This is a genomic window from Paraglaciecola sp. IT1134, assembly GCF_058068185.1.
The window spans coordinates 4830183-4854320 of record NZ_CM176486.1 but is presented as its reverse complement, the minus strand read 5'-3'; the positions used below and the strand labels follow the sequence as shown (position 1 = coordinate 4854320).

The following is a 24138-nucleotide window of genomic DNA, read 5'->3' as shown; positions in this document are numbered from 1 at the left end:
CACTAGACAGGTACAAATCCAATATCATGTTCCGCACACAGGGCCTTGCGCCCCTTTGTCTATTCTACTGTGACCGACTTGGCGAGGTTTCTGGGTTGGTCGACATCTGTACCTTTGATTACCGCCACATAGTAAGACAACAACTGCAAAGGTAAGGTATAGATGATTGGGGCGATGGGGGAGTCGCAATGAGGTACATTGATTACGCGCATGGTTTTATCGCTTTCAAAGTGTGCTTCTTTGTCAGCAAACACGTACATGATACCGCCCCGTGCGCGCACTTCAGCTACGTTTGACTTGAGTTTTTCCAGTAATTCGTTGTTGGGGGCGACCACTATCACCGGCATTTCATCGTCGATTAGGGCTAGGGGGCCATGTTTGAGTTCCCCAGAAGCGTAGGCCTCGGCGTGAATATAGGAGATTTCCTTAAGTTTGAGTGCGCCTTCCATAGCTATGGGGTATTGCGCTCCACGGCCTAAAAACAGGCTGTTATGTTTGTCGGCAAACTCCTCCGCTAAATCTTTAATGCCCTGGGTCAAACTCAGGGTTTCTTCCAATTTGCTTGGCAAGCTGTGCAGGCCATCAACTATGGCTTTGTGATCGGCTTCACTCATGCCGTTGTATTTGCCCAAGGCCAAGGTCAACAACAAAAAGGCGGTTAACTGGGTAGTGAAGGCTTTGGTTGACGCTACGCCAATTTCGGCTCCGGCCAAGGTCATAAAAGCCAAATCTGATTCACGCACCAAGGATGAGCCGGGAACGTTGCAGATAGCCAAACTGGAAGAATAACCGCTGCTTTTTGCCAGACGCAGGGCGGCCAAAGTATCTGCGGTTTCACCGGATTGAGAAATGGTGATCAACAAACTGTTGGGATGCACAAAGGATTTGCGATAGCGAAATTCCGAGGCAATTTCCACGTTGCACGATACATTGGCATATTGCTCCAACCAGTATTTGGCTGTCATACCTGAGTGGTAACTGGTGCCACAAGCCACAATTTGCACATGTTTAATGGTGGAAAGTATTTTATCTGCATCTTGGCCGAATATATTCGGGCTGATGTCATGCTGACCCAAACGACCCAGCAAGCAGTTGCGCACAACTGTGGGTTGTTCGTGAATTTCTTTAAGCATGTAGTGGCGATAGCCACCTTTGTCACCGGCGTCATGTTCCACATCGGATTCTACGACTTCACGTTCAACGGGGGTACCACTTTGATCATATACTGTGATGCTGGTACGGGTAATTTCCGCCACGTCACCTTCTTCAAGATACATAAAACGACGGGTAACGGGCAACAGGGCCATCTGGTCGGAGGCGATAAAATTCTCTCCTATGCCTAATCCTATTACCAGGGGGCTGCCCGAACGAGCCACGATCATACGCTCCGGGGCGTGTTTATCGATGATCACCGTGCCATAGGCACCATCAAACTTCTTCACCGCTTGCTGAACCGCTTTGAGTAAATCGCCTGTTTGGTCTAACTCGAAATGGACCTGGTGGGCAATGGTTTCGGTATCGGTATCTGAGGTAAAGCCATAACCTTTTATTGACAGTTCGGCGCGCAGACGCTGGTAATTTTCGATAATACCGTTGTGCACCACGGCAATACGTTCGGTTGAAAAATGCGGGTGGGCATTGGCTTCGGTTACGCCGCCGTGTGTTGCCCAGCGTGTATGGGCGATACCTGTGGTACCTTTGACTGGATAAGCATGCAGGGCGTCGGCCAATTCTTTTACCTTGCCGATACGTCGGGTACGTGTCAGGTTGCCGTCGTTATCCAGCAACGCTACACCTGCGGAGTCATAACCCCGGTATTCAAGACGTTTTAATCCTTCCAATAAAATTTCAACTACGTTTCGCTCGGCAATGGCCCCTACAATCCCACACATACGTTATGCTCCAATATCATTAATTTGTGCGCAAATAACTTTTACGCCTTGTTTTTCAATATGCTGTTTATCTTCTTTTGCGATCAAGTCATCGGTCACTAATACTGATATTGCCTGCCAAGGTAACTCAATATTGGGTATTTTACGTAGCAACTTTTCTGATTCTGCCATGACGATGACCTCTAAGGACACCTCCGCCATGACTTGACTCAACTGCGTCAGTTCGTTGAAGGTGGTGGTACCTTTGTCTAAATCCAGTCCGGCTGCACCAATAAAGGCCTGGTCAAAATTGTAAGCTCGCAACACTTGTTCGGCCATTTTGCCCTGAAACGCATGGGATTGTGGATCCCAGGTGCCTCCGGTCATCAATACCTGGGGTTCGTTCTCTTGTTCGAGCAATGAATTGGTGACATGTATGGAGTTGGTCATGACCACCAAGCCGCGCTTGCTTTTAAGCTCAGGAATAAGTGCCGCCGTGGTACTGCCACTATCGATGATAATACGATTATGATCCTTGATAAGCTGGGCTGCGGCCTTGGCTATGGCAATTTTGCGGCTAGATAATTTTTCGCTGGATAATTCCGAAGAGTCTTGCGGCAGCAATACCGCTCCGCCAAATTTACGCAATAGCAATCCGTTATTTTCAAGCTCAGTCAGATCTTTTCTGATAGTCACTTCAGAGGTTGAAAACAAAGCAGCAAGTTCGTCAACCATGACTTCACGATGTTGATTTAAACGCTCAATAATGGCGCGACGCCTTTGCTGGGTATTGCGTTTCTGCATAAATGAAACCAATTAAGTTACAAAACGAAAGGCATTGTAGGGCTTAAGTTACGATTTGCAATAAAATTTTAATGTTTGCTACAAAAACATGGGCCACGTAGAAGAAAAACCGGAGGTGGATGGTTTACGGCACCCACTATTGAACAGTCATACTCTACGCTGAGCCCAGTTGGGTGTTACTTTTTGCCCGGTCGTTGCCAGCCTGGTATGTTGCGCTGCTTCGCTCGAGCTATGGTCAGTTCTCCATCGGCCACCGCTTTTGTGACTACAGAACCCGCACCTATAGTGGCATTACTCCCGATAACAACCGGTGCTATCAAGGCGCTGTTGGAGCCAATAAATGCGCCGTCACCAATAACTGTTTGGGCTTTATTTATGCCGTCGTAATTACAGGTAATAGTACCGGCACCAATATTTGCACCTACGCCTACTACCGTATCGCCCAAATAGGCGAGATGATTAGCTTTGGAGTTTTTACCCAGTACCGTTTTTTTCATTTCAACAAAGTTGCCTACCTTAGCTCCCTCGTGCATCACTGCCCCGGGCCGCAACCGGGCATAGGGACCCACTGAACAATTTTCACCAACGATTGCCTGATCCAGCATCGAGTTGGCTTCTATAATGGCGCCATCCCCGATCTCACAATTTTTGAGAACGCAGTTGGGACCAATTATCACATTGGAGCCGATTTTTACCGTACCTTCAATCACCACATTTACGTCTATTACTATGTCCTGGCCAATGACGACATCACCGCGCAAATCAAAGCGGTGCGGGTCGAGCAAGGTCACCCCTCGCATCATCAATTCTTCGGCCTGTTCAAACTGAAACGCCCGTTCTATGGCGGCAAGTTGCTTGCGATTATTGATACCTTCCACTTCAATTGCGGTGCTCGGGTGGGCGGCCTTAATGACCTTACCTTCCTCAGCTGCCATCTCGATTACATCGGTTAAATAGAATTCACCCTGGGAATTATTGCTTTTCAGGTTATGCAGCCAGCGTTTCAGGTCTGCGCCCTGGATGATCATCATGCCGGTGTTAATCTCTTTGATCTGGCGCTGGGTCTCGCTGGCATCTTTATGTTCAACTATGGCAGTTACCCGATCACCCTGGCGGACAATGCGTCCCATGCCTGAGGGATCTGGCAACTCTACCGTTAATAAGGCCAGATCTGCCTGAGTTTTGACCTTGAGTAACTCGTGCAGGGTACTGGCTTTAATCAACGGGGCATCGCCAACTAATATCAAGACATCTTCATTATCTTTTATATACGGGACCGCTTGTTGTACCGCATGCCCAGTGCCTAATTGTTCAGCCTGCAAACACCAATTCAGATCATTGTGGGCAAGGGCTTGTTGTAGTTGCTCTCCACCATGGCCATAGATCAAATTAATACTGCTGGCACCGAGCTGATTTACCGTGTCGATAATTCTTTGCACCATAGGTTTTGCGCCGACTGCGTGCAATACTTTAGGTAGTGTTGACTTCATTCTGGTGCCTTTGCCGGCCGCTAGAATTACCACTGAAAATGCCATGGGATGTCTCTTTTGGATTAAATTGCCCTGTATTCTACGGATGGATAAAAAAACTGCTAGTGGCTTTAGGCAAACTGTCGCAAAATACATCTAAGGTTTGAGTAAATCCGCTACAACTAAAATCAAATTCAACCCAATCCAAGCAACAATGTTGAGATAGTGATACGTTGACCATGTTGGCAACGCTTAGGGAATTTAGAGCCAATAGAGTGGATAAATAAAAATTCTGGGCCTATCAAAAGCGTTATATACTAGCTCCAATCGCCCATACCTAAGTTCTCAATTTGAATTTGAACAGAATATTGCGATCCTTTTTTCAGCACCGAGCTCTTAACATGCTCAGCGCGAGATGTTGATTTTCATAACGAAATAGTTTTAGACAAGGCCCTATGTGAATATTTTTAGAACCCTCCACCGCAGTATTTTGCTGCTGTTTGCAGTAGTTGCCATATCAATCGTTATCTTAGTGCATTTTAGCGTATCTAAGATTGTGGCAGAACAAAGCCGGGCCCAGCAACAGTCTCTTTCACCCGCCTTGCAGCTTATCGTCGATCAGTTTATGAAGCCGCTGCATATTTCCCAAACCCTGGTTCAGGCCAAAGAGCTGAAAGATCTTATGGGTCCGTCTATGCTAGATGAAGCCGCGATATTCAATACCTTGGGGCGCTTGCAGAGCGAATTTGATATGAATTTTTTCATTGCCAGCGACCTAAGCCGGCGTCAATATAATTCCGATGGCAGTACCACTGATCTGATCGATGGTGAAGTCAGTTGGTATTTTAAATACAAAGACCAACCAGCCACAGTGGTGGCCGATATAGGTAAATGGGAAGACACCCATTTTTATATCGATTTAAAAGTATTTGATGAAAATGAACGTTTTTTGGGTTTTTTTGGTGTGGGTAAAAGCCTACGCAGCTTTTTGCAGTTATTCGCCGAATACAAGCAAACATATGGTTATGATTTTATTTTTGTCGATCAGGACGAGAACATTACTCTGTCGTCTGATCCTGACTTGCTTGCAGCAAACTCCAATTTTAAAAAACTGGTTGATTTACCCTGGTATCAAAAATTGTCAGCAGACCAACAACAAGGGTCGTTGAACAACCTGTTAATAAAAATCGACGGTTACGACTTCTTGATTGCCGAGTTAAATATCCAACCGTTCAACTGGACATTATATTTGCTCACTCCCCTAGATTCACGCCAGACCGCCATAAGCCGCGGCTTTATTATCAGTGTGGTGACCTTGCTGGCGGTGATTTTCGGTTTGTTCCTGCTAATTTATAACTTGTTGTATTACTTTAAACAAGACATGCAGAAGACGCGTCAAATTGACGTTTTAACTGAGCTGGCAAATCGTAGCAGCATTACTCAAAAATTCGATGAAATGATGTACCAAAAGATCTCCGTGAGTCTGGTACTGATTAACTTGGATAACTTTAAAACGGTCAACGAGACTCATAGCCGCAAGGCCGGTGATGTGGTTTTGCGCCAAATCGCCTCCATGCTGCAATTAGAGCTGCGCGAAAGTGATATGTTGGGACGCTGGGCAGGTGAAGAGTTTGTCTTGTTGTTACCTAATACCGGTCCCCATGAGGCAGTGGAGATGGCGCAGAAATTACGGGATAGATTAGCCGGAATGACGATCACTACGGGTAGCATGTCGATCCGCATGACGGCCAGTTTTGGTGTATCGTTTACCGCTACGCCCCGCACCATTAATGAAGTCATTGCGGCGGCGGATGACGCATTATTTGCCGCCAAACGAGAAGGCCGTAATGCTGTGCGACTGCAATTACTCGACGAACAATAACGTTTTCACATTGCAGGCTTAATAGTAAGCCTGCGGCGCCTAACGAGGCCCGTGGCCAAACAGACTCCGGCTAATACCAGTCCTGCTCCTATCCACATTCCCGTAGTTAAACGTTCCTGTAAGAAAATTATTCCCCAAAATACTCCAAATACAGGCACTAAATAAGCAACGGTAATGGCGTTGGCAGAGCCCACATTGGCAATGAGACGAAAATACATGATGTATGCGATGGCCGTGCACAAAACTCCCAGAATTATCAGATGCAGCCAACTAGTCAGAGAAGGCATAGCTGACGGCCAGAAAAACAGGCTGACTGGGAATAGGCATAGCGCGGCAAAACACTGGCTACCGCCCGCCACGACCAACGCCTTCACGCCCTGCAAGTATTGTTTGGTGAAACACGCAGCCACCCCATATAAAAACGTCGCCAGCAAAATTGCCATTACAGGTAACAGGCTGGCATCGGCAAACGCCGCTTGGTGAGCCAAACTTAATACCAAAACGCCAATAAAACCCAGTACCAGGCCGAAGATTGCAATGCGCGTGATGTTGTCTTTTAACCAGAAAAAGCCGACCAAGGCGCCAAACATCGGGGCGCAGGCATTGAGTACCGAGGCGTAGCCAGCGCCTATATGCAATAAACTGTAGCTAAATAAACAAAACGGAATGGCGGTATTAACCAGCCCAACAAACAGAATCGGCCGCCAATAGGTACGCATTTGGCTTTTGGATTGAGCGTTAAACAAAAACGGCAACAAACACAAGGCAGCAATCGCGGTGCGCAGCATGATGAGCATGATGGGGCCAAACTCAGGCGCGGCGGTGCGCATAAAAATAAAAGAACTGCCCCATACACTGGCAAGCACCACTAGTTCGATAAAATATCTAAAGGGCATTAACTTTCCTATCGTGTAACGTTTTCTGGTAAACCAGTTATTGTGTCAGGCACAGTTGTGGGTTTTCCAACCTGAGCAACTGGGATTTCCTTTCCAGTCCCCCGGCATAGCCGGTCAAGGTGCCATTTACCCCGATTACGCGATGACAAGGCACGATGATTGAAATTGGATTTTTGCCATTGGCGCTACCGACCGCCCGCACCGCTTTGGGGTTGCCTAAGCGCCGGGCAATATCTGAATAACTGGCAGTTTCGCCATAGGGAATATCGCATAACAGTCGCCAAACCTGTTTTTGAAATGCCGTTCCACCGGCCGCCAAAGGCAAGTCGAAGGTACGCCTAGTATTGGCGAAATATTCGCTTAGTTGCAAAACCGCTTGTTCGGTGAGCGAATTAGCAGCGTTAACCTCCACCTGGCGAACGACAAATGTGATGGCGTTTATTGCCTTGTCGGTTGCAGAAATTTTCAGTAGCCCGCTGGGGGTATCGAGATAATCGATGAATATCTGGCTAGTTGTCATGCCATACTCCACAAAGTAAACGTTAAGTAACTGCGCCAGGGGCGCACTATTTCAGTATCAACGGCATGCACAGCCAATTGCTTTTTAATCACTAAGTCAGTTCCCAGCCAGATGTCAGGGTCAGATAAACCACGCATTTTTGCATAGGCTATCGTCCAGGGGCCAATACCTTTGAGTGATAACCATTGATCCGGGATATCTTGTGGCTGTTGATGATAAAACTCGGCAAAGCGGCGCAAGGTGTCCCGTCTGTTCCCAGGCATGCCTAAAAATGCCAAGTCGCTTGAGGCGACATGTTCCGGGGTCGGGAAGTAACGCGTCACGGTTTGCTCGTGCATCCCCGTAAGCGCGGGGGTTAGATCACAGCTTTGTTGCCCAAGCGTATTGACTAGTTTACTGACTAATTTTATCGCTGCGTTCACGGCTATCTGTTGGCCGAGTATGGCTCTGCATCCAGCTTCAAAGGTATCCCAGATGCCCGGAATTCGGATGCCGCGCACATGGCTAGAATCCGCTAAACCACTCTGGGTAAGTTGCTGTTCAATCAGCATAGTATCGGCGTCGAGGTCGAATATGCGTTTGATATTTTGCAATACGGGTTTTAACTGATCAATGCGTTGCAAACTCAATTTAATCTGAAAACATTGTTTATCCGGCTGATGTTGGGCGTGAAAGTAGCCATGACAACCTTTGTAGGTAAAGTTACGGGCATAACTATCCTGGGTAATGTGCTCCATGGAATCAATGGCCCGTCTCGCTAAAAAATCCCTAAGGTGAGGCCAGTTATAAGGCGGGCGATACGCTAAGACGATATTAAGCACTTGCTCGTCCGCCCTTGGGAATTGGCGAATTTGCTTGGGCGTCAAACTAGTCACGCGTTTAATGTTGTATTGCAAACGTCTGGCGTCGCTAAAACCACTGGCGTCAGCAACGTGATCTATGGGCAGGTGGGTTTGGTGCAATAATTGTTTGGCAAACAATACTTGTTCATATAACTGATATTGTTTTGGACTGATCCCTAACTTTTTACGGAACAATTGGCGTAAATATCTGTCTGTTACGCCAAGCTTGTCCGCGATTTCGTTGATGCTCAGGTGTAAATTGCAGCGTAACAATTTCAGCGCACGTTCAACTGTAGTATTAACCCCTTGCCAGGCGCAAGATTGGGGCGCACTATCCGGCCGACAACGTAAACAGGGGCGGTAACCTGCGGCCATGGCTTGTTGGGCAATAGTGAAGTATTCAACATTTTTTTCCTGGGGTAAATTGGCCGGACAGATCGGCCGGCAAAAAATACCCGTGGACTTAACGGCAACAAAAAAACGGCCATCGAAACGCGGATCGCGAGATAGACGAGCTTGTTGGAAATGCTGAATAGTAAACATTTTGGCTATTCCGTATTGAGGTTATTTGGATATATTAACCTATATTGGCCATTGAACCCGTCGAAAACGGAACTCTTTTGATGTTATTCCGGGTTTTTACAATCAATAATCACTTAGTCTAATTGGCTATTGATAAGCAGGTAACATACAGCGGATAATAGGCCGCTGATGTCAAACCCTAACGAAGAAGAGTATTTAGCAGTGGAGAATTTTTCTGATTGAGCATGAGTCCACCCGTGTTTAAGGTTTCTTGGTTGTCGATTATATTCGCCGCTATACTTAGCAGCTCGTCTATACCGGTATCAGCCGATGAGTGGCTTGACGACTTTGCGAAACGGGTAAAGAGCAAAGCCAGCAAACAAAATGTACCGGGATATTTGTTTGCTGTAGTTGAAAAAGGTAAGCCTGCGCAGATAGTGGTGAATGGCAAAACCCACAAAACCGGGGGGGCCATCGATCCACAAACTGTTTTCCGTCTGGCATCAGTGTCGAAAACCTTTACGTCTATGTTGATGGCTAAGCTGGTCGAAGAAAAGCAGTTCAACTGGCAGACTCCTGTTACTCAACTGGCTCCGCAATTTGAATTCATCAATGGCAAAGAATTAAATCTTGAGCATCTTATCGGCCAATCCAGTGGTTTTTCACCTAATGCTTACGACAATTTGATCGAGGCCAACTATCCGGTCAAGCGTGTGCTTAACATGCTTGCAGCGTTGAAACCTCTATGTTCCCCCGGCGAGTGTTATACCTATCAAAATACATTATTTGGCGTTCTGGAAGAACACTTCAGTCAACAGAATACGTCGTATAAACAACAGCTTGAGCAAGAAGTGCTAAAGCCATTGGGTATGAAAAACGCCAGTGTAGGAAGTGCTGGTTTGCAATCGTCGCAATCCTGGGCCAGGCCCCATGTGGCCATAGCTAAAAATAAGTGGCGCAGCGTCAAGATCCAGGAAGATTATTACCGTTATTCTCCTGCTGCCGGGGTAAATGCCAGCGGTGCAGATATGATCATTTGGCTCGGTGCATTATTAGGTGAGCAGCCAAATATTATCGGTTTACAGCTGGTGGACGAAGTCACGCAGCCACGGGTTGAAACCAAGCGCGAGCTTCATCGTAAAGGCTGGCAGAAGTACCTTAAAGATGCCCACTATGGATTAGGTTGGAGAGTGTATGATTTTTCCGGGCATAAGTTGAATTATCACGGCGGTTGGGTTCAAGGCTATCGTGCGGCAGTGTCATTCGCCCCAGATCAAGATATCGGTTATATGATGTTAATGAATGCGGAATCGAACCTGATAAATGGCTTCACCGCAGATTTTTGGCACAGTTATTTTGACGATTATGAGAGTAAGTTGCGCATTGCCGACGCGGCTAAATAGCGACACGCCCTTGATAACAGTTGTCTGAGCTTGTATTTGAGCCAGTCAGCAAACTGACACTGTCACCCACAGTGCCAGCAAACCTGCAGCCAGTCAGGGTCACTTACAACAATTTTTTCAGTATTGCTAACTTCAATCTACTATAGGGCGGGTAGCGTAAACTGACGTCGAATTTGAAGCTGCGTTTCATCACCGTCTTCAAATGGCTGAAGGTATCAAAGCCAAATTGGCCGTGATAGCTGCCCATACCGCTATTACCCACGCCGCCAAATGGCAACAGCGGATTTAACATAAACATAAATCCGTCATTTACGCCTGTGCTCCCTGCGCTGGTATTTTGCAGTACTGCGTTTTCAAATGTTTTATCCTGGGTATAGACATACAGAGCCAGGGGTTTACTCCGCTTGTTGATGAAGGGGATCGCCTGATTGATATTGTCCAGGGTTATGATAGGTAAAATGGGGCCGAAAATTTCCTGCTCCATAAGCTGACAATCAAGTTCAGGGTCAAGCACTATGGTAGGAGCCATATACAAACTTGCTTCATCGATATCGCCACCATGCACAATATTTTGTCCGTCAAGGTAACCCGACAAGCGGGAAAAATGTCTGTGATTAACAATTCGTCCATAATCTTCGCTGTCTTTGATTGATGGGCCGTAGAACTCTGTCAGTTTTTTTTGGATAGCGGCAATGAGTTTGCTTGAATGGTTTTTTTCCACTAGTACGTAGTCTGGGGCGACACAGGTTTGCCCGGCATTCATCCACTTGCTCCAGACGATACGTGCCGCGCTGACCTCTATGTTTGTATTACTGTCGACGATACACGGACTTTTACCACCTAACTCCAGGGTGACAGGAGTTAAATGCTTGGCGGCCGCGGTCATGACAATTTTGCCTACCGCTTCTCCCCCGGTATAAAAAATGTGGTCAAAATGTTGCCTGAGTAATTCTGTAGTTTCCTCTACTCCACCTTCAACGACCATAATAGCGCTAGCGTCCAAATATTGGGGTACCAAACTTGCGAGCAAACCTGAGGTATGGGCAGCTAATTCCGACGGCTTAAGCAGGGCACAATTACCAGCTGCTATGGCGGCAAGCAGAGGAGCCAGAATAAGTTGCAGCGGATAGTTCCAGGCGCCGATAATCAACACCACTCCCAAAGGTTGTGGTAGCAAATAACTTTTGCCTGGCTGGGCGACTATTGGGGTGGATACTTTGCGCGGCTGCATCCATTTTTTTAAATGTTTAGTGGTATGTTCGATATCGCTAAGAACGAAGCCGATTTCAGAAGACCAAGCTTCCGTTTTGCATTTATTTAAATCGGCTTTCAGGGCTGCCTGGATATCGGCTTGGCGCTCCAAGAGCATTTTTTTTAGCTGCCGCAACTGCTCAAGACGCCAAGGATAGCCTTTGGTGTGGCCGCTGGCATAGGTGCGGCGCAGCCGTACTAACCCGGGAGCAATCTGTGCCAGCTGCTCCTGCTCAGGTTGGGAAAGGGAATTGTCTGGCGTGTTGTCCATGATAGATCCATTAGCATGATTTAGACCCAGTATGCCATAAAAGCACTGCACAGGAAGAGTGGTTACAGGGTGCCGGCCGGGGCAATTTACCTGACGGTAAGACATTAAAAAAGCCCGGTTCAAAAGCAATTGAAACGGGCTTCTTGTTTCACCGGGGGCCGGTGTCAAACCGTTGAATTATTTAGTGGTTTTTAAATAGGTGTAACCTTTTAGACAATCTTCATAAAAGTCAGTCCATTTGACTCCTTCGCGAGGTTTCATTTCACCACTGGATATATGCTGATCTATCATACGCTTAACAGACTGGGCCATGGCATCAGGGTTATACTGCATAATAGATAAAACATCCTGTACCGACGAACCTTTTACGACTTCTTCAATATAGAAGTCCTCAGGGTCATCATCGTCGCCAAAAATGTGTACTTCATTCAGTCGGCCGAATAAATTGTGCATATCCCCCATGACGTCCTGATAAGCGCCTGTTAGAAACAGACCCAGATAGTAATCTTCCCCTGGTTTGAGGGGAGGCATAGGCAGGACATTAGAAATACCATGATCCACAACAAATTGATCGAGTTTTCCGTCGCTGTCACAGGTAATGTCTACCAAAGAGCAATTTACGGTTGGCTCTTCGTTCATGCGAGTAAGTGGTACAACAGGCAGAACTTGGTCAATGGCCCAGGTATCGGCGGCTGATTGAAATACCGAAAAATTACACAGGTACTGGGATGACAAGTTGTAATCGAGTTCTTGCAGTTCTTCAGGCACAAAGTCCGCATGTTTCAGGCGTTGTTGTAGCTTGACCATGATCTGCCAATACAGGGTTTCAATTTTCGCCAGTTCCTCCAGGGAAATGACTCTTAATTTAAATGCACCTAAAGCCTGCTCTTTCCATTGTGAGGCGTCATTGAATATTTCTTGAAAGTTATTCTGCTCATCGACGCTTTCCGCAAGTTCACGAATATTACTTAATAAAATATGCTCTGAGTCAATCTTGTCTGTGGCTAACTCTGCACTATTTGCACGGATCTCACCCACAACCTGAGCGACCACGCAGCTATGATGAGCCGTGATAGCGCGGCCACTTTCTGATACCAATGTGGGGTGGGGGACCTTTTCCAGATCACACATCTCGCGCATGCCGTAAACCACATCCGCCACATACTCTTCCATGCTGTAATTACGCGATGAATCATTGGTTGATTTTGTGCCGTCGTAATCAATGCCCAGACCGCCACCCACATCCACATATTCCAGGGCAAAACCCATACGGTGCAACTCGGCATAAATACGCCCACCTTCACTCACGGCTTCTTTAACTGAACGGATGTCAGTAAGTTGGCTGCCAATATGAAAATGCAGTAATTTAAGACAGTCTCCCATGCCTTCGCTTTCAAGGTAACGGGCGGCACAGATCATTTCGCTAGTAGTTAGGCCAAACTTGGCACGATCCCCACCTGAACCTTCCCACTTACCCCGGCCTTTAACGGTCATTTTTGAGCGCAAGCCGATTATCGGCATGACGTCCAACTGTTTAGCTGCACTGACCAAGAGACCCAATTCAGAGTACTTCTCGATAACCACAATCATTTTGCGCCCAAGTTTTCTACCCAATAAAGCCAGGCGCATAAATTCAGCGTCTTTGTAACCATTGAGAATAGTTAATGAGTCAATATTGGTATTGTAAGCCATGACGGTAATTAGTTCGGCTTTTGAACCCGCTTCCAGGCCATAATTGAAAGGCGCACCTGCATCGACTATTTCTTCAACAACTTCACGCATCTGGTTAACCTTGACCGGATACACACCCATGTACTTGCCCTGATACTGAGCTTCTTCAATAGTATTGATAAAGGTTTGGTTAAGGCTGGCAACTTGTGAGCGCAATATATCGTGAAAACGAATGACAACAGGAAACTGGATGCCCTCGTCTTTGATTTCATCGATGACAGCTTTGAAATCGATACGCATGTCTTTTTTCGCAAGATCCGGGGTGATGGTTAAATTGCCATTTGCGCCGATCTCAAAGTAGCCCGCGCCCCAGCGTTTTACGCCATATACACGTTCTGCATCTTCAATTGTCCACTTTGCTTGCTCAGTCATTACCTTTTATTACTCAGTTGATGCGCTGTAAAGTTGCGCATTATAGTGAACAAATATCCTCAAGGCTATGTCACAGTGCCTTTGTAGAGTGTAAATTATGGCGCTTATCTTTGATAACCTCATCAACCGGCCTTCGTTTAGCCGTCAGTTGCCATATTGAGGTAATCCGTAATGGTGCTGATCGTCAATATAACAAAAAGTCCATGATATCTGTGACTAGGGTCTGTATGACCGAAACTTCAGTTAAGCCTTAAAACAAACCCAAAAATACGTTATCACGGCTGACTCAGATAAAAAGGTGAATAATTTCATTCTTAACTGGGCTGCGAAACAAACCTTCGTTAGTTCTATAACGTAGTAGGACTAATACTTGCTTAATCTAATAGGGTAAACTGTGCATACAATCATGTTTCTGAGGGGCTGGTTGCATGGCGATGAAGCCACCCAGGGCCCGGCGCTAACTTACGGAGCCGGAAAATTCTTACTACGGAGTATAAAATTACGCTTATGCAGGACAAAAATAGCTCAACCACGTCATCTGTAGATGATCCTGAACATATCTTAGAGCTTAGACATCTGACTATTGAAGATTATGCTGATGTTAAAGAGCTCATGGATGTGGTTTACGCCCAAGTGGGCGGCGCATGGCCATTGAAAAACTTTCAGGCACAATTGAATGTTTTTCCCCAAGGACAGATTTGTATCGAAGATAAAGGCAAGGTGGTTGCTGCTGCCATCTCTGTTATTGTCGATTACGACCAGTTTGGTGACAAACATACCTATGACGATATAACCGGTGACGCTTATCTGTCCACACACGACCCAAAGGGCGATGTGTTATACGGTATTGATTTATTTGTTTCTCCCGCTTACCGAGGGTTACGTTTAGGCAGAAGATTGTACGAAGCACGCAAAGAAGTGTGCAAAAACCTGAATTTGAAATCCATAGTTGCAGGTGGACGTATTCCTAATTACGCCAAACACGCAGATAAAATGTCACCCTACGAATATGTTGAACTGGTTAAATCCAAAGATATACATGATCCTATTTTGACCTTTCAATTATCCAATGGTTTTGAAGTCAAACAAATTTTAAAAGCTTATTTCCCCGAAGATAAAGCCTCCCGGGGTTTTGCCACTTTATTGCAGTGGCACAATATCTATTACAATCCGGAAAAACCCGAATTACTAGGTGGTCATCGAAACACTGCCAGAATTGGCTGTATTCAATGGCAGATGCGTTACTTTAATGACATTCCTGAATTACTGCAGCAAGTCGAATATTTTGTCGATGCACTTTCAGACTATAAGTGTGATGTAGCGTTATTCCCCGAATTCTTTAACGCCCCCTTAATGGGTATTAAACATGCTGAAACTTCAATTGATGCTATTTGGAATTTGGCGGCTTATACCGAGGAAATATTGATGGAAATGTCGCGTTTGGCTGTTTCCTATAATATTAATGTGATTGCCGGTTCCATGCCTGTTATTGAAAATGACGAGTTATATAACATCAGTTATTTATGTCACCGGGATGGAACAATTGAGAGTCAGCATAAGCTCCATCTCACTCCCCATGAAAAGAAAGATTGGATCATGCAAGGTGGTACCAAGTTACAAGCATTCGACACAGATTTTGGCAAAATCGGCATACTGATTTGTTACGATGTGGAATTCCCGGAATTGGGGCGCTTACTGGCTGATCAGGATATTCAGGTGCTATTTGTCCCGTTTTGGACCGATACCAAAAATGGTTATTTACGGGTGCGCAGATGCGCCCAAGCCAGGGCCATCGAAAACGAATGTTATGTGGCCATCGCGGGTAGCGTGGGCAACCTGCCCAAGGTCGACAATGTGGATATTCAATATGGGCAGACAGCAGTATTTTCGCCTTCTGATTTTTCTTTTTCCCATGATGCGATTGTGTCAGAAACGACCCCTAATACTGAAATGACACTAATTGTAGACTTGGATTTCGACAAACTGAAACAGCTTAAAAATGAGGGCTCGGTGCGTAATTTCCTTGATAGGCGACGAGATCTATATCGAGTAGAATGGATAGGTGACAAGTAAGTAAGCCTTCACACTTAAACAAAAAAAACATTACCAGAAAGCCACCAGACATAATTGCGCGGTGGCTTTTTTTATAAGTGTGTGAGTGCTTACTGACTCTGGTACTGAAACACTTCTTCGATAGATTGACCAAATACTTCGGCAATTTTAAACGCTACTTCAAGACTTGGTGAATACTTACATTTCTCGATTGCCATGATCGTTTGGCGGGTCACGCCGACCAATTCCGCCAGCTCTTTTTGCGTCATTTCATCAGCAAAAAAACGTAGTTCCCGAATTTTATTTTTGATTGGTAGATCAGCCAATTTAGGCGCCTTTTCGGTAGTAATAAAGTTGGCAGGAAAATCGCACTACTTCGGATAAAATGAAACTGAACATCAAAATATGCGCTGTCAAAAGCGGTATGTTCAAACTGCTCTCGTACTCGTCAAAACCTGGATTTAATTCTAATATCAAGATCCGTCCCAGGGTGATCATCACCCCGACGACCAAAACGTTATACCCGATACTATTGGCTTTGTACTGATAAAATTTATCCCGCTCATCTGCTCCTAATGTGGCAGCTTGATGGTTAGTAGCGGCCAGCATACTGTGAAAGATGATCTCGACAACGACGCTTAATATAACGGCCCGCATAAGAAGATCACCAGCAGCCGACTTGGCTTGAGCGTCGGGTAGCTCAGTCAGGCCGATTAGATTGATAAAGTAATAGCCGAAAATTAATACCGTGCTGAACAATGATATCCAGACACTTTTTTCTTTAAAAGACATATCCATAGTTATATCCACATAGCGAGAATATGCATAAAGGTAGTTATCCCTACCTGATAAGTCAAATATTATTAACCTTAAGTATTTTAAATCATTCTCTTTGTTTTATTTACTTACTATATGCTTGTGAAAGCAGTCATATTCCAATGTCCTCATTCCATAATTCAGGACTATCGCGAATAAAGTTGCGCATTAGCTGGATACAATCTGTGTTTTGCAATACTTCCAGTGTTACTCCCTTGGAAGACAACCAGGTCTCTTCACCTGTGAAAGTCTGATTTTCGCCTATTATTACTTTTGGGATCCCGTATAACAAGATCGTACCACTACACATAGAGCATGGGGAAAGCGTGGTATATATAATGGAATTTTTATAAACATGGGCAGGCTGCCGCCCGGCATTTTCTAAAGCATCCATCTCGCCGTGCAGTATAGGGCTGCCGCTTTGCACCCTTCTATTATGCCCCCGGCCAATTATTTCGCCTTGGTACACCAAGACTGAACCGATTGGAATACCGCCTTCAGCCAGTCCCAATTTCGCTTGGTCTATGGCCACTTGCATGAATTTATCCATTTATGATCTCGTCTTTGTTGGGTCATTTAGCATTAAGAAATTGCCAGTTTACAGGCACACCTTTGCGCGATCTCTACGTTTTCAATCTTCTACTAAATTGAATTGCTCTTGGCCTGCAAAGAGTTTTTTACGATTTAACTCAAGCAATTTCTGGGTTGGTATTATATCGGGTGAGCTAAAGAACCCATCGATAATCGGCATCACTTTGGCAGCAAAATCGGCTTTGGCGTCGCGGTCGAAAAATTGGGATATGTCACTTGCGCCATTTAACGTTTCATATGCTTGTTGTACCAGCGTGGCATTATGCTGTTGGGAAAACCGGTTCGGCGAAATAACACCAAGCTTGTTGTTGAAAGCGGCTTGAACGTCAGGTTGCGAGCAAAACTGCAGAAAAGCCCTGGCTAGCGCTTTGTTGGCAGATTTAGCTGGGAGCACAAACACATCTAATGGCGCCTCTTCCTGATAGATTGTGGACGGGCCCATAAGTGGAAACTTGAAGAAGCCCATATTTTGGGTGACTTGTGGCGGAAAATCTTGGATCGCATAATTTCCTAACATAGTCACTCCGATCATACCGCGAAACAATGGGGGCAGACCCTGCTTCCAGCGCATTTTGGCATGATCCTGGTTAAAATATTGTGCTTTAATCAGGGTTTTAAGCGCCGTTAATACTGCGCTGACACGGGCATCCATAAAGGATATATTGCCAGCAATAAGTTGGTGGTGAAAGGCGATACCGTTGATGCGCAGGTTCACATAGTCGAACCAGGCCATGGCTGGCCAATTACTGTTACTACCCAAAAATATCGGTGGAATACCTTGCTCTTTCAAGCGCTGACACATAGCTAAAAACGCCGGCCAATCCTCGGGTTCGCTGAGGCTCAATTCAGTGAACAGGGTTTTGTTGTAGTAAAACCCTATTTGATAGTAAGACATAGGTAAGGCGTAAATCTGGTCACCAACGGTTAAAGTGCGCAGTACACTGTCATCAAAACTTTCTCGCCACTGTAGCGACGAATAGATGTCGCTAATTTGACTTATTTCACCATGCCTAATATGTTCCAGCAGGCGTTCGCCCGAGTGCCAATAAAGTACATCGTAATTGTGTTTGTTGGTTAGTAAGGTATGAAACTTTTGCTTGTATACTTCACTGCTAAAAGAGGTGAGTTTGACTGTAACCCCGGGATGAAGTGACTCAAATTTATGGGCCAACGTGTAAAATGCTTCACGCTGGGCACTGGTTGAAATGGATACGGCAAAATCCAGCGTCTGGGCGTGCAGCAAACCCAAAGATGGCACCGTTAGCAGGGCAATTGCCATGCTCTTTGCTAATTGATTGATTTTTATTCACCTTGAAATACAGTTTAAACAACACCTGGCGCATGCAATTCATTGGCTGTACAGGCTGGTAGAGAACAAATTAGCATATTGGCGGTAACATTTAAACCCAGAGCCACTCGCAAATGCGGTCAGCTGGGCGGATTAGGCGAGCGGGTAAAACATTGCCACATCACAGCGGTCGTAGGCGTGGCCAAACTCACTCATGATTTGCTGACTGTGCACGAAACCATTTTTTTGGTAAAGATGGATAGCTGCCTGGCATTTTTTATTGGTTAGTAGAAACAGTCGTTTTATGTGCAGGTTTGGTATTTGCAGTAATACATGTTGCAGTAGCTTTTCGCCCACTTTCAGGCCTCTTGCTGAGGTAAGCACCCCCATCTTGGTAAGCTCAAATACGCCCGGTTCACGTTGCATCAATGCACAAGTGCCCACTATGCCTAAGCTTGGATGTGATGCGAACCAGATAAAGCCCCCAGTATCGATAATGTGTTTCTGGGGGAAGTTAAGCATAGCTTCATCTAACGCCTCCAAAGTGAACATCTGTTCTATCCATTGCTGATTAATCTGCTTGAAATAAGATGCCAGTTCTATGGTAAAGGGTAAAAATGTGAGTTTAGTATTTTGCTGCATTTTTTGCCTCCTCGACACGTTGCAACAAAGATTTGTGTTTTAGGGCGCGTTCGCATTTAACGAGTGAAGCGTAAAAATCATTGTCCAATTCAGTGCATAGCTGCTGTGCAGCATGCTGCACTGCTTCCCACAATGGCTGCATTTTGGCTACCTGTTGCACACCGGTGTCTGTTAAGGATAGAAGACGACGTCTTGAGTCTTGTTTGCACGGAATAAAATGGATTAATTTTTTTGCGGCAAGTTGGGCTGCGAACTGGCTGATGGCGGGTTGGGATAAGCCCAAAGATTCAGCAGCCACGACCACGCTAACCGTCTTATGTTCATGCAACAGCGCTAACAAAGTAAACCATTTTGGCTGTAAATCTATTCCGAATTGTTTGTATATGAGGCTGGTGTCGAGCAGCATTTTCTCGCTGAAACGTTTAAGCCGGCTACCCAGGGCAAGTTCGCCTAGCTCATCCAAAAAATCAGTCTGCATATCACGCTCCATATTTACATAACTATTAATATAAGTAATTATGTAAATGTGCAATTTTTATTTTAATATTTAACAAAATTTATTATGGATGATTACCAGAAGCGTAAAACTGATAAGATACAGTAAGCAATTCAGCACAGGAGAGATTGATGAACATACTAGTCGATACCCATTCACACACAGTCGCCAGTACACATGCGTACAGCACTGTGCATGAGTATTTTCAACAAGCTAAAGCCAAAGGATTGCAGATGTTCTCCATCACTGAACATGGCCCAAAAATGCCGGATTCTCCTCATCCATGGCATTTTGGCAATCGTCATGTTTTGCCTAGAGTGGTCGAAGGCGTTGCTTTACTTAGGGGGATAGAGGCTAATATCCTGCCACCTGCAGGGGGGCTTGATATACCAAAAGGGCTACTGCCATTTCTTGATTTTGCCATTGCCAGTTTTCATGAGCCGGTTTTCCCCCCAAGAGAGCAAAAAACCAATACGCAAGCGATGATCGCCACTATTGAAATGGGGCAGTGCCAAATCATCGGCCATCCAGGTAATCCCAATTACCCAATCGACTATAGTGAAGTGATCCGGGCTGCGAAAGACAATAATGTATTGCTGGAAATAAACAATAGCTCATTTAGCCATTCACGTTTGGGCAGTGCGCCCAATTGCCAGCGTATTCTCGAACTGACAGATACACTAGACTGGAAGGTGGTGTTCTCAAGCGATGCGCATGTTGCCTATGATGTAGGAAATCAACAGTATAGCTGGGCGTGCGCCCAAAGCATTGGTTTCCCAATATCCAGGGTAGTCAATCGGGATGCTAAAACATTTTTAAGCTTTTTGTCACAACATGGTAAAACGGTTGAAGTAGAGCTGCATGACTGGTTGGCGGCATTATAAAAATGCAGTCAGAGGGGTCTGTTTAACTTGTTAGGTTTTCCATAGAGCAATTTAAGTTTAATAGTATATTAGCGGTATTTGTTTTGGGATTTGGATCCCTAATCTCAGCCGGGATCAAACTTCAGGGCATATAATCGCCCTTAAAATTCACTATCAATCATACCAATAGCGCCCAAACCTAGATGGCTATCAGCTCAACAACCAAGTGTTATTGGCCACAGCATTTTTTGTATTTCTTGCCGCTACCACAGTTACAGGGATCGTTGCGTTGGGGGCTGGGGGCAACTTTCTGGGTGCTTGGTTTATTTAGCACCGCATCTAGCTCGACTAAATCTTCTGTTTGTTGTGGATCGAACTGTATATTGGCCGTGAGCGAGTTTTCCAGCAGAATCGCTTCTACTTCAGCTTTGCGCTCATCGTTTGCCACCCTAAGGGAAAGAGGGGAATTGACCGTACCCGGTTTGTTTTCACGTTTGGTATTGTAACCAAAACGCTGGTAGTTCTCCCGGGCGTCAATACGGCCTTTAAAGAATAACTTTGACATATAAAAACCTGCAAGGCGCTAAAAAAGTGGCGCAGATATTAACAGCAAAAACCGGACGCCCCTATTATTACTTTTCAAATAGATTTCTTTAGATAAGGGTATGCGTATGTAAAATAATACCATTGTATACCGCTGGTTATTTCTTCATCGATTGGATTGCTGTTTAATCCGCCCCGTTGAAAACTCAAACCAATTAAGTCATAGGAATAATCATGTTGAAAATTGTTAAATCTATTGCCGTTATCGCTGTTGCCTCTTTGTTCACTGGCGGATTTGCCCAAGCCGATGTAAATGATGATTTGCAAAACATCTGTACTATCGTTAAAGCTGACGATAAAGGCGAATTGCGTAAAAAAATGAAGAAAGTGGAAAATGATTATAAATTGAAGTTGCAGGATTATTATACAGGTATCAGTTGCGGCGGTGAAAGTCTAATACGTGTGGCTTTTTTAAATAATGCACTTGAAACAGGTGAATTGATGATTAAAAAAATGCCTAAAAGCTTATTAAATGCGCCAGAAAGCGACGGCAAAACTCTTCGCGCCTGGGTATCAGAACAAAACCTGATGGCGTCACCTATCGCTTCCACGCTTAACGAACGAATTTAATTTTCGGTTTAGTTTACCGTTAATAAAAAACGGCCTCATGGGAGGCCGTTTTTTTTGCTTCGAAAACTTTCTACCCGGCAATGACACTGCTATCGTCGATTAAAAAGATTTGTCGATAAGAGACAAATATTGAAATAAAAATAATCGGCATGATCACAAGCAATCCTAAACCTAGAGTCACGACTCCAATAATCATAAGTGGCAGCATGATTAAACCATATATCAAAAATGGCAGGGTATTGATAAAACAACCTTTAAAGCTCATTCGCATCGCGTTTAATACGGAGAGATTTTGTAGAACGATTAATGCGGGGGCAAACCATATGGCCATCATTAAAGGAATGAGTAATGTCATGGCAATTAGCATAGACAGAGTTAGATCCACTATGTTCGTACCTGACGGTAATGTACCACTACTGGACATCGCCACATCCAGATATATTGGGCCGATTGTCATCCACATAACCAAGGCACTAATAAGGGATGCTATAACCGACAGCACAATCAGTTTCGGTAAATGTGCTGAAAAACCGGAAAACAAATATTTCACGTCAAATTTAAAACCATCATATACTGCCTGACAACCAATCATCAAACCCGCGATTAATACATAATTAGCTATACTGCTCAGTATAGGGCCGGCAAGGGGGATCATTGATAAGATAATCATGATGATAAACCAAACCACCATGGCGCCGATCCAGGCACCCGGCGCTAATTTAAATATGCGCAAACTTTCGCTAAACCAGGCATAAACCTGTTTATTTTTGCATAATTTTGGGCTAACCAAAGTATAGCCAGGGCTTGGAGGAGGAGGGAAATCTTGATCCGGAACAGGAGGTGCCATATTAAGCCTTATAAAAGTGATTTTACTGACCGAAAATGAAGTCGATAATTTATCTTCACAGAGGTTTGCCAGCAGAACAAGGGAATTTCCGCTTTTGTCAGTATTTAGCTGTATGCAATGACCAACATTATTAACGCTTAACCGCGTAGATTTGCACAAATCGCAATAATAACGCTGTAAAATTAATAGATTACCAACTGGCATGACATTCGCTATCATACTTGATGTCGGCATAACTCGTCGACAATAGTTAATAGTGAACATTATCTTGGTAAAGTGTTGCCTCAGGAGCAGGCAAGATGAACAGGTCAGATTTCTGGGAACAGATGTTTTTCGCCCCATCATTTTGCAACTGGCACTTATTTCTGTGATACACAGTAATACAGTGTTCCGGATGCATGCTGTTATGCCGATGTTCGACAGGAGCATTTTGCTGTCTATATTGAATTTTCGTCATAACTGACGTTCTAAGCTGAATAATGGTAATGCTCGTATTTTCGAGCAAATTTAAATACAAGGAACTGATATGAAAAATACATTTACTAAAACTGCCTTAGTTTTGTTTGTAGCCTCGTTATCACTAGCTGCATGTACTGATAAAAAAGCAGAAACTACCGGTGAAAAACTGGATGCCGCTATGGAAACCAGCAAAGAGAAAATGGAAGCAGCGGAAGACAAAACTGAAGAGCTTTATGATAATGCCAAGTCATCTAGTGCCGAAGCTTATGAAGATGCCAAAGATGCTAGTGTTGAAGCTTATGAAGATGCCAAAGAATCAACGGTAGATGCTTACGAAAAAGCTAAAGACAAAGCCGCAGAAATGAAAACCGATATGGGAAACAGCATGGAAGATGCGTGTGAAGACGCCAAAGATAAAATGGACAGTGAAGATACAGATTGTTAATAAGGGGTTAGTTTAGGCACCCTGCCTTTTGTTGACAGGGTGCAAATTTTTGCACAATAACCTATACCTTATCATTGCATATAGGCTGCCATAATAACCCTCCTTGCTGACATCATAAAACAACTGGAAAAATATGTACTGACTTTGCCACTGGCGCTATTTACGTGTAGCTCGTAACATCCATGAGGTTTTTTCATGCAGACGCATACGATCCGAAACCAGTGCTGCGGTTGACTCATCGGCGGCTTCTTGGGCTTGTTTGAGTACTTGGCGGCAAGTTTTAACGACCTGCTCGTGGCCTTTAGTTAAAATGTCTACCATCTCAGACGCTTCGGGTACGCCATCTACTTCTTTAATAGAACTTAGCTTAGCGAATTCTTTATAAGTGCCTGGAGCGACTACATCCAAAGTGCGTATGCGCTCGGCGATATCATCTACCGCCAGTGCAAGTTCGGTATATTGTTCTTCAAACATAAGATGCAGTTCTCGAAACAGTGGACCTGTAACGTTCCAGTGGAAATTATGAGTCTGTAAATATAAGGTATAAGAATCAGCTAACAAATTCTTTAATCCATCAGCAATTTCAAGTCTATCCGATTCATTAATACCTATGTCAATCTTGGTCATATATA

General features: G+C 44.8%; 23 protein-coding genes. 6 read left to right on the top strand and 17 right to left on the bottom strand.

Features of this window, described 5'->3' with window-relative positions:
- Positions 1–59 precede the first annotated feature (59 nt).
- The 3 genes from glmS to glmU all read right to left on the bottom strand — a co-directional run bounded on the left by glmS (position 60) and on the right by glmU (position 4210).
- A complete protein-coding gene (gene glmS / locus AC3RV5_RS21080; RefSeq protein WP_489729532.1) occupies positions 60–1892 on the bottom strand; it encodes a glutamine--fructose-6-phosphate transaminase (isomerizing) in 1833 nt (610 codons plus the stop codon).
- A 3-nt stretch (positions 1893–1895) separates the two neighbouring features.
- Positions 1896–2675, bottom strand: a complete 780-nt coding sequence (locus AC3RV5_RS21075) for a DeoR/GlpR family DNA-binding transcription regulator (protein WP_489729531.1) — start codon at positions 2673–2675, stop codon at positions 1896–1898.
- 176 nt (positions 2676–2851) lie between these two features.
- The gene (gene glmU, locus AC3RV5_RS21070) at positions 2852–4210 is read right to left on the bottom strand and encodes a bifunctional UDP-N-acetylglucosamine diphosphorylase/glucosamine-1-phosphate N-acetyltransferase GlmU (RefSeq protein ID WP_489729530.1); all 1359 of its coding nucleotides are present in this window, start codon (positions 4208–4210) and stop codon (positions 2852–2854) included.
- 391 nt (positions 4211–4601) lie between these two features.
- On the opposite strand from glmU, the gene AC3RV5_RS21065 reads away from it, so the two are divergent.
- Positions 4602–6026: a sensor domain-containing diguanylate cyclase gene (locus AC3RV5_RS21065; protein ID WP_489729529.1), complete on the top strand. Its 1425-nt coding sequence runs from the start codon at positions 4602–4604 to the stop codon at positions 6024–6026.
- Between the two features lie 5 nt (positions 6027–6031).
- On the opposite strand, the gene AC3RV5_RS21060 is transcribed toward AC3RV5_RS21065, so the two are convergent.
- Genes AC3RV5_RS21060 through AC3RV5_RS21050 form a run of 3 tightly spaced genes read right to left on the bottom strand, consistent with a single transcriptional unit; the run spans position 6032 to position 8827 of the window.
- Complete coding sequence (locus AC3RV5_RS21060; protein ID WP_489729528.1) at positions 6032–6922, bottom strand: DMT family transporter; 891 nt, start codon at positions 6920–6922, stop codon at positions 6032–6034.
- A gap of 37 nt (positions 6923–6959) precedes the next feature.
- A complete protein-coding gene (locus tag AC3RV5_RS21055; RefSeq protein ID WP_489729527.1) occupies positions 6960–7442 on the bottom strand; it encodes a methylated-DNA--[protein]-cysteine S-methyltransferase in 483 nt (160 codons plus the stop codon).
- A complete protein-coding gene (locus tag AC3RV5_RS21050) occupies positions 7439–8827 on the bottom strand; it encodes a DNA-3-methyladenine glycosylase 2 family protein (RefSeq protein ID WP_489729526.1) in 1389 nt (462 codons plus the stop codon). The genes AC3RV5_RS21055 and AC3RV5_RS21050 overlap by 4 nt, the downstream gene beginning before the upstream one ends.
- Positions 8828–9051: 224 nt before the next feature.
- On the opposite strand from AC3RV5_RS21050, the gene AC3RV5_RS21045 reads away from it, so the two are divergent.
- Complete coding sequence (locus tag AC3RV5_RS21045; RefSeq protein ID WP_489732226.1) at positions 9052–10209, top strand: serine hydrolase domain-containing protein; 1158 nt, start codon at positions 9052–9054, stop codon at positions 10207–10209.
- A gap of 103 nt (positions 10210–10312) precedes the next feature.
- Here the strand turns inward: AC3RV5_RS21045 and AC3RV5_RS21040 are convergent, their stop codons facing one another.
- Together AC3RV5_RS21040 and speA are read right to left on the bottom strand one after the other, a co-directional pair.
- Positions 10313–11731: an aldehyde dehydrogenase family protein gene (locus tag AC3RV5_RS21040; RefSeq protein ID WP_489729525.1), complete on the bottom strand. Its 1419-nt coding sequence runs from the start codon at positions 11729–11731 to the stop codon at positions 10313–10315.
- Between the two features lie 177 nt (positions 11732–11908).
- Positions 11909–13834, bottom strand: a complete 1926-nt coding sequence (speA, locus tag AC3RV5_RS21035; protein WP_489729524.1) for a biosynthetic arginine decarboxylase — start codon at positions 13832–13834, stop codon at positions 11909–11911.
- A gap of 507 nt (positions 13835–14341) precedes the next feature.
- Between speA and AC3RV5_RS21030 the strand changes: the two genes are divergently transcribed.
- On the top strand, positions 14342–15907 hold the full coding sequence (locus AC3RV5_RS21030; protein WP_489729523.1) for a GNAT family N-acetyltransferase: 1566 nt from the start codon (positions 14342–14344) through the stop codon (positions 15905–15907).
- An 89-nt stretch (positions 15908–15996) separates the two neighbouring features.
- Here AC3RV5_RS21030 and AC3RV5_RS21025 read toward each other — a convergent pair whose 3' ends face one another.
- The 6 genes from AC3RV5_RS21025 to AC3RV5_RS21000 all read right to left on the bottom strand — a co-directional run bounded on the left by AC3RV5_RS21025 (position 15997) and on the right by AC3RV5_RS21000 (position 19701).
- On the bottom strand, positions 15997–16212 hold the full coding sequence (locus AC3RV5_RS21025) for a helix-turn-helix transcriptional regulator (protein ID WP_489729522.1): 216 nt from the start codon (positions 16210–16212) through the stop codon (positions 15997–15999).
- A 1-nt stretch (position 16213) separates the two neighbouring features.
- Positions 16214–16684, bottom strand: a complete 471-nt coding sequence (locus AC3RV5_RS21020; RefSeq protein ID WP_489729521.1) for a hypothetical protein — start codon at positions 16682–16684, stop codon at positions 16214–16216.
- Positions 16685–16814: 130 nt separating this feature from the next.
- Positions 16815–17252, bottom strand: a complete 438-nt coding sequence (locus tag AC3RV5_RS21015; RefSeq protein ID WP_489729520.1) for a nucleoside deaminase — start codon at positions 17250–17252, stop codon at positions 16815–16817.
- 81 nt (positions 17253–17333) lie between these two features.
- Complete coding sequence (locus AC3RV5_RS21010; protein ID WP_489729519.1) at positions 17334–18572, bottom strand: ABC transporter substrate-binding protein; 1239 nt, start codon at positions 18570–18572, stop codon at positions 17334–17336.
- A 162-nt stretch (positions 18573–18734) separates the two neighbouring features.
- Positions 18735–19223, bottom strand: coding sequence for a GNAT family N-acetyltransferase (locus AC3RV5_RS21005; protein ID WP_489729518.1), 489 nt, complete (start codon positions 19221–19223; stop codon positions 18735–18737).
- Positions 19207–19701: a MarR family winged helix-turn-helix transcriptional regulator gene (locus AC3RV5_RS21000; protein WP_489729517.1), complete on the bottom strand. Its 495-nt coding sequence runs from the start codon at positions 19699–19701 to the stop codon at positions 19207–19209. Before AC3RV5_RS21000 ends, AC3RV5_RS21005 begins: the two co-directional genes overlap by 17 nt.
- 149 nt (positions 19702–19850) lie before the next feature.
- On the opposite strand from AC3RV5_RS21000, the gene AC3RV5_RS20995 reads away from it, so the two are divergent.
- Positions 19851–20603 carry a phosphatase gene (locus tag AC3RV5_RS20995; protein WP_489729516.1) on the top strand — a complete coding sequence of 251 codons (753 nt, stop codon included), beginning with the start codon at positions 19851–19853 and terminating at the stop codon, positions 20601–20603.
- A gap of 208 nt (positions 20604–20811) precedes the next feature.
- Here the strand turns inward: AC3RV5_RS20995 and AC3RV5_RS20990 are convergent, their stop codons facing one another.
- A complete protein-coding gene (locus tag AC3RV5_RS20990) occupies positions 20812–21147 on the bottom strand; it encodes a PBPRA1643 family SWIM/SEC-C metal-binding motif protein (protein WP_489729515.1) in 336 nt (111 codons plus the stop codon).
- 212 nt (positions 21148–21359) lie between these two features.
- Between AC3RV5_RS20990 and AC3RV5_RS20985 the strand changes: the two genes are divergently transcribed.
- Positions 21360–21755 (top strand): DUF3718 domain-containing protein, encoded by a 396-nt coding sequence (locus AC3RV5_RS20985; RefSeq protein ID WP_489729514.1) that lies wholly within the window; start codon positions 21360–21362, stop codon positions 21753–21755.
- A gap of 70 nt (positions 21756–21825) precedes the next feature.
- Here AC3RV5_RS20985 and AC3RV5_RS20980 read toward each other — a convergent pair whose 3' ends face one another.
- Positions 21826–22602, bottom strand: a complete 777-nt coding sequence (locus AC3RV5_RS20980; RefSeq protein WP_489729513.1) for a BPSS1780 family membrane protein — start codon at positions 22600–22602, stop codon at positions 21826–21828.
- Between the two features lie 526 nt (positions 22603–23128).
- Between AC3RV5_RS20980 and AC3RV5_RS20975 the strand changes: the two genes are divergently transcribed.
- Positions 23129–23506 (top strand): hypothetical protein, encoded by a 378-nt coding sequence (locus AC3RV5_RS20975; RefSeq protein WP_489729512.1) that lies wholly within the window; start codon positions 23129–23131, stop codon positions 23504–23506.
- 156 nt (positions 23507–23662) lie between these two features.
- Here AC3RV5_RS20975 and AC3RV5_RS20970 read toward each other — a convergent pair whose 3' ends face one another.
- Entirely contained in the window at positions 23663–24133 is a 471-nt protein-coding gene (locus tag AC3RV5_RS20970) for a Dps family protein (RefSeq protein WP_489729511.1), read from the bottom strand.
- Positions 24134–24138: the final 5 nt, after the last annotated feature.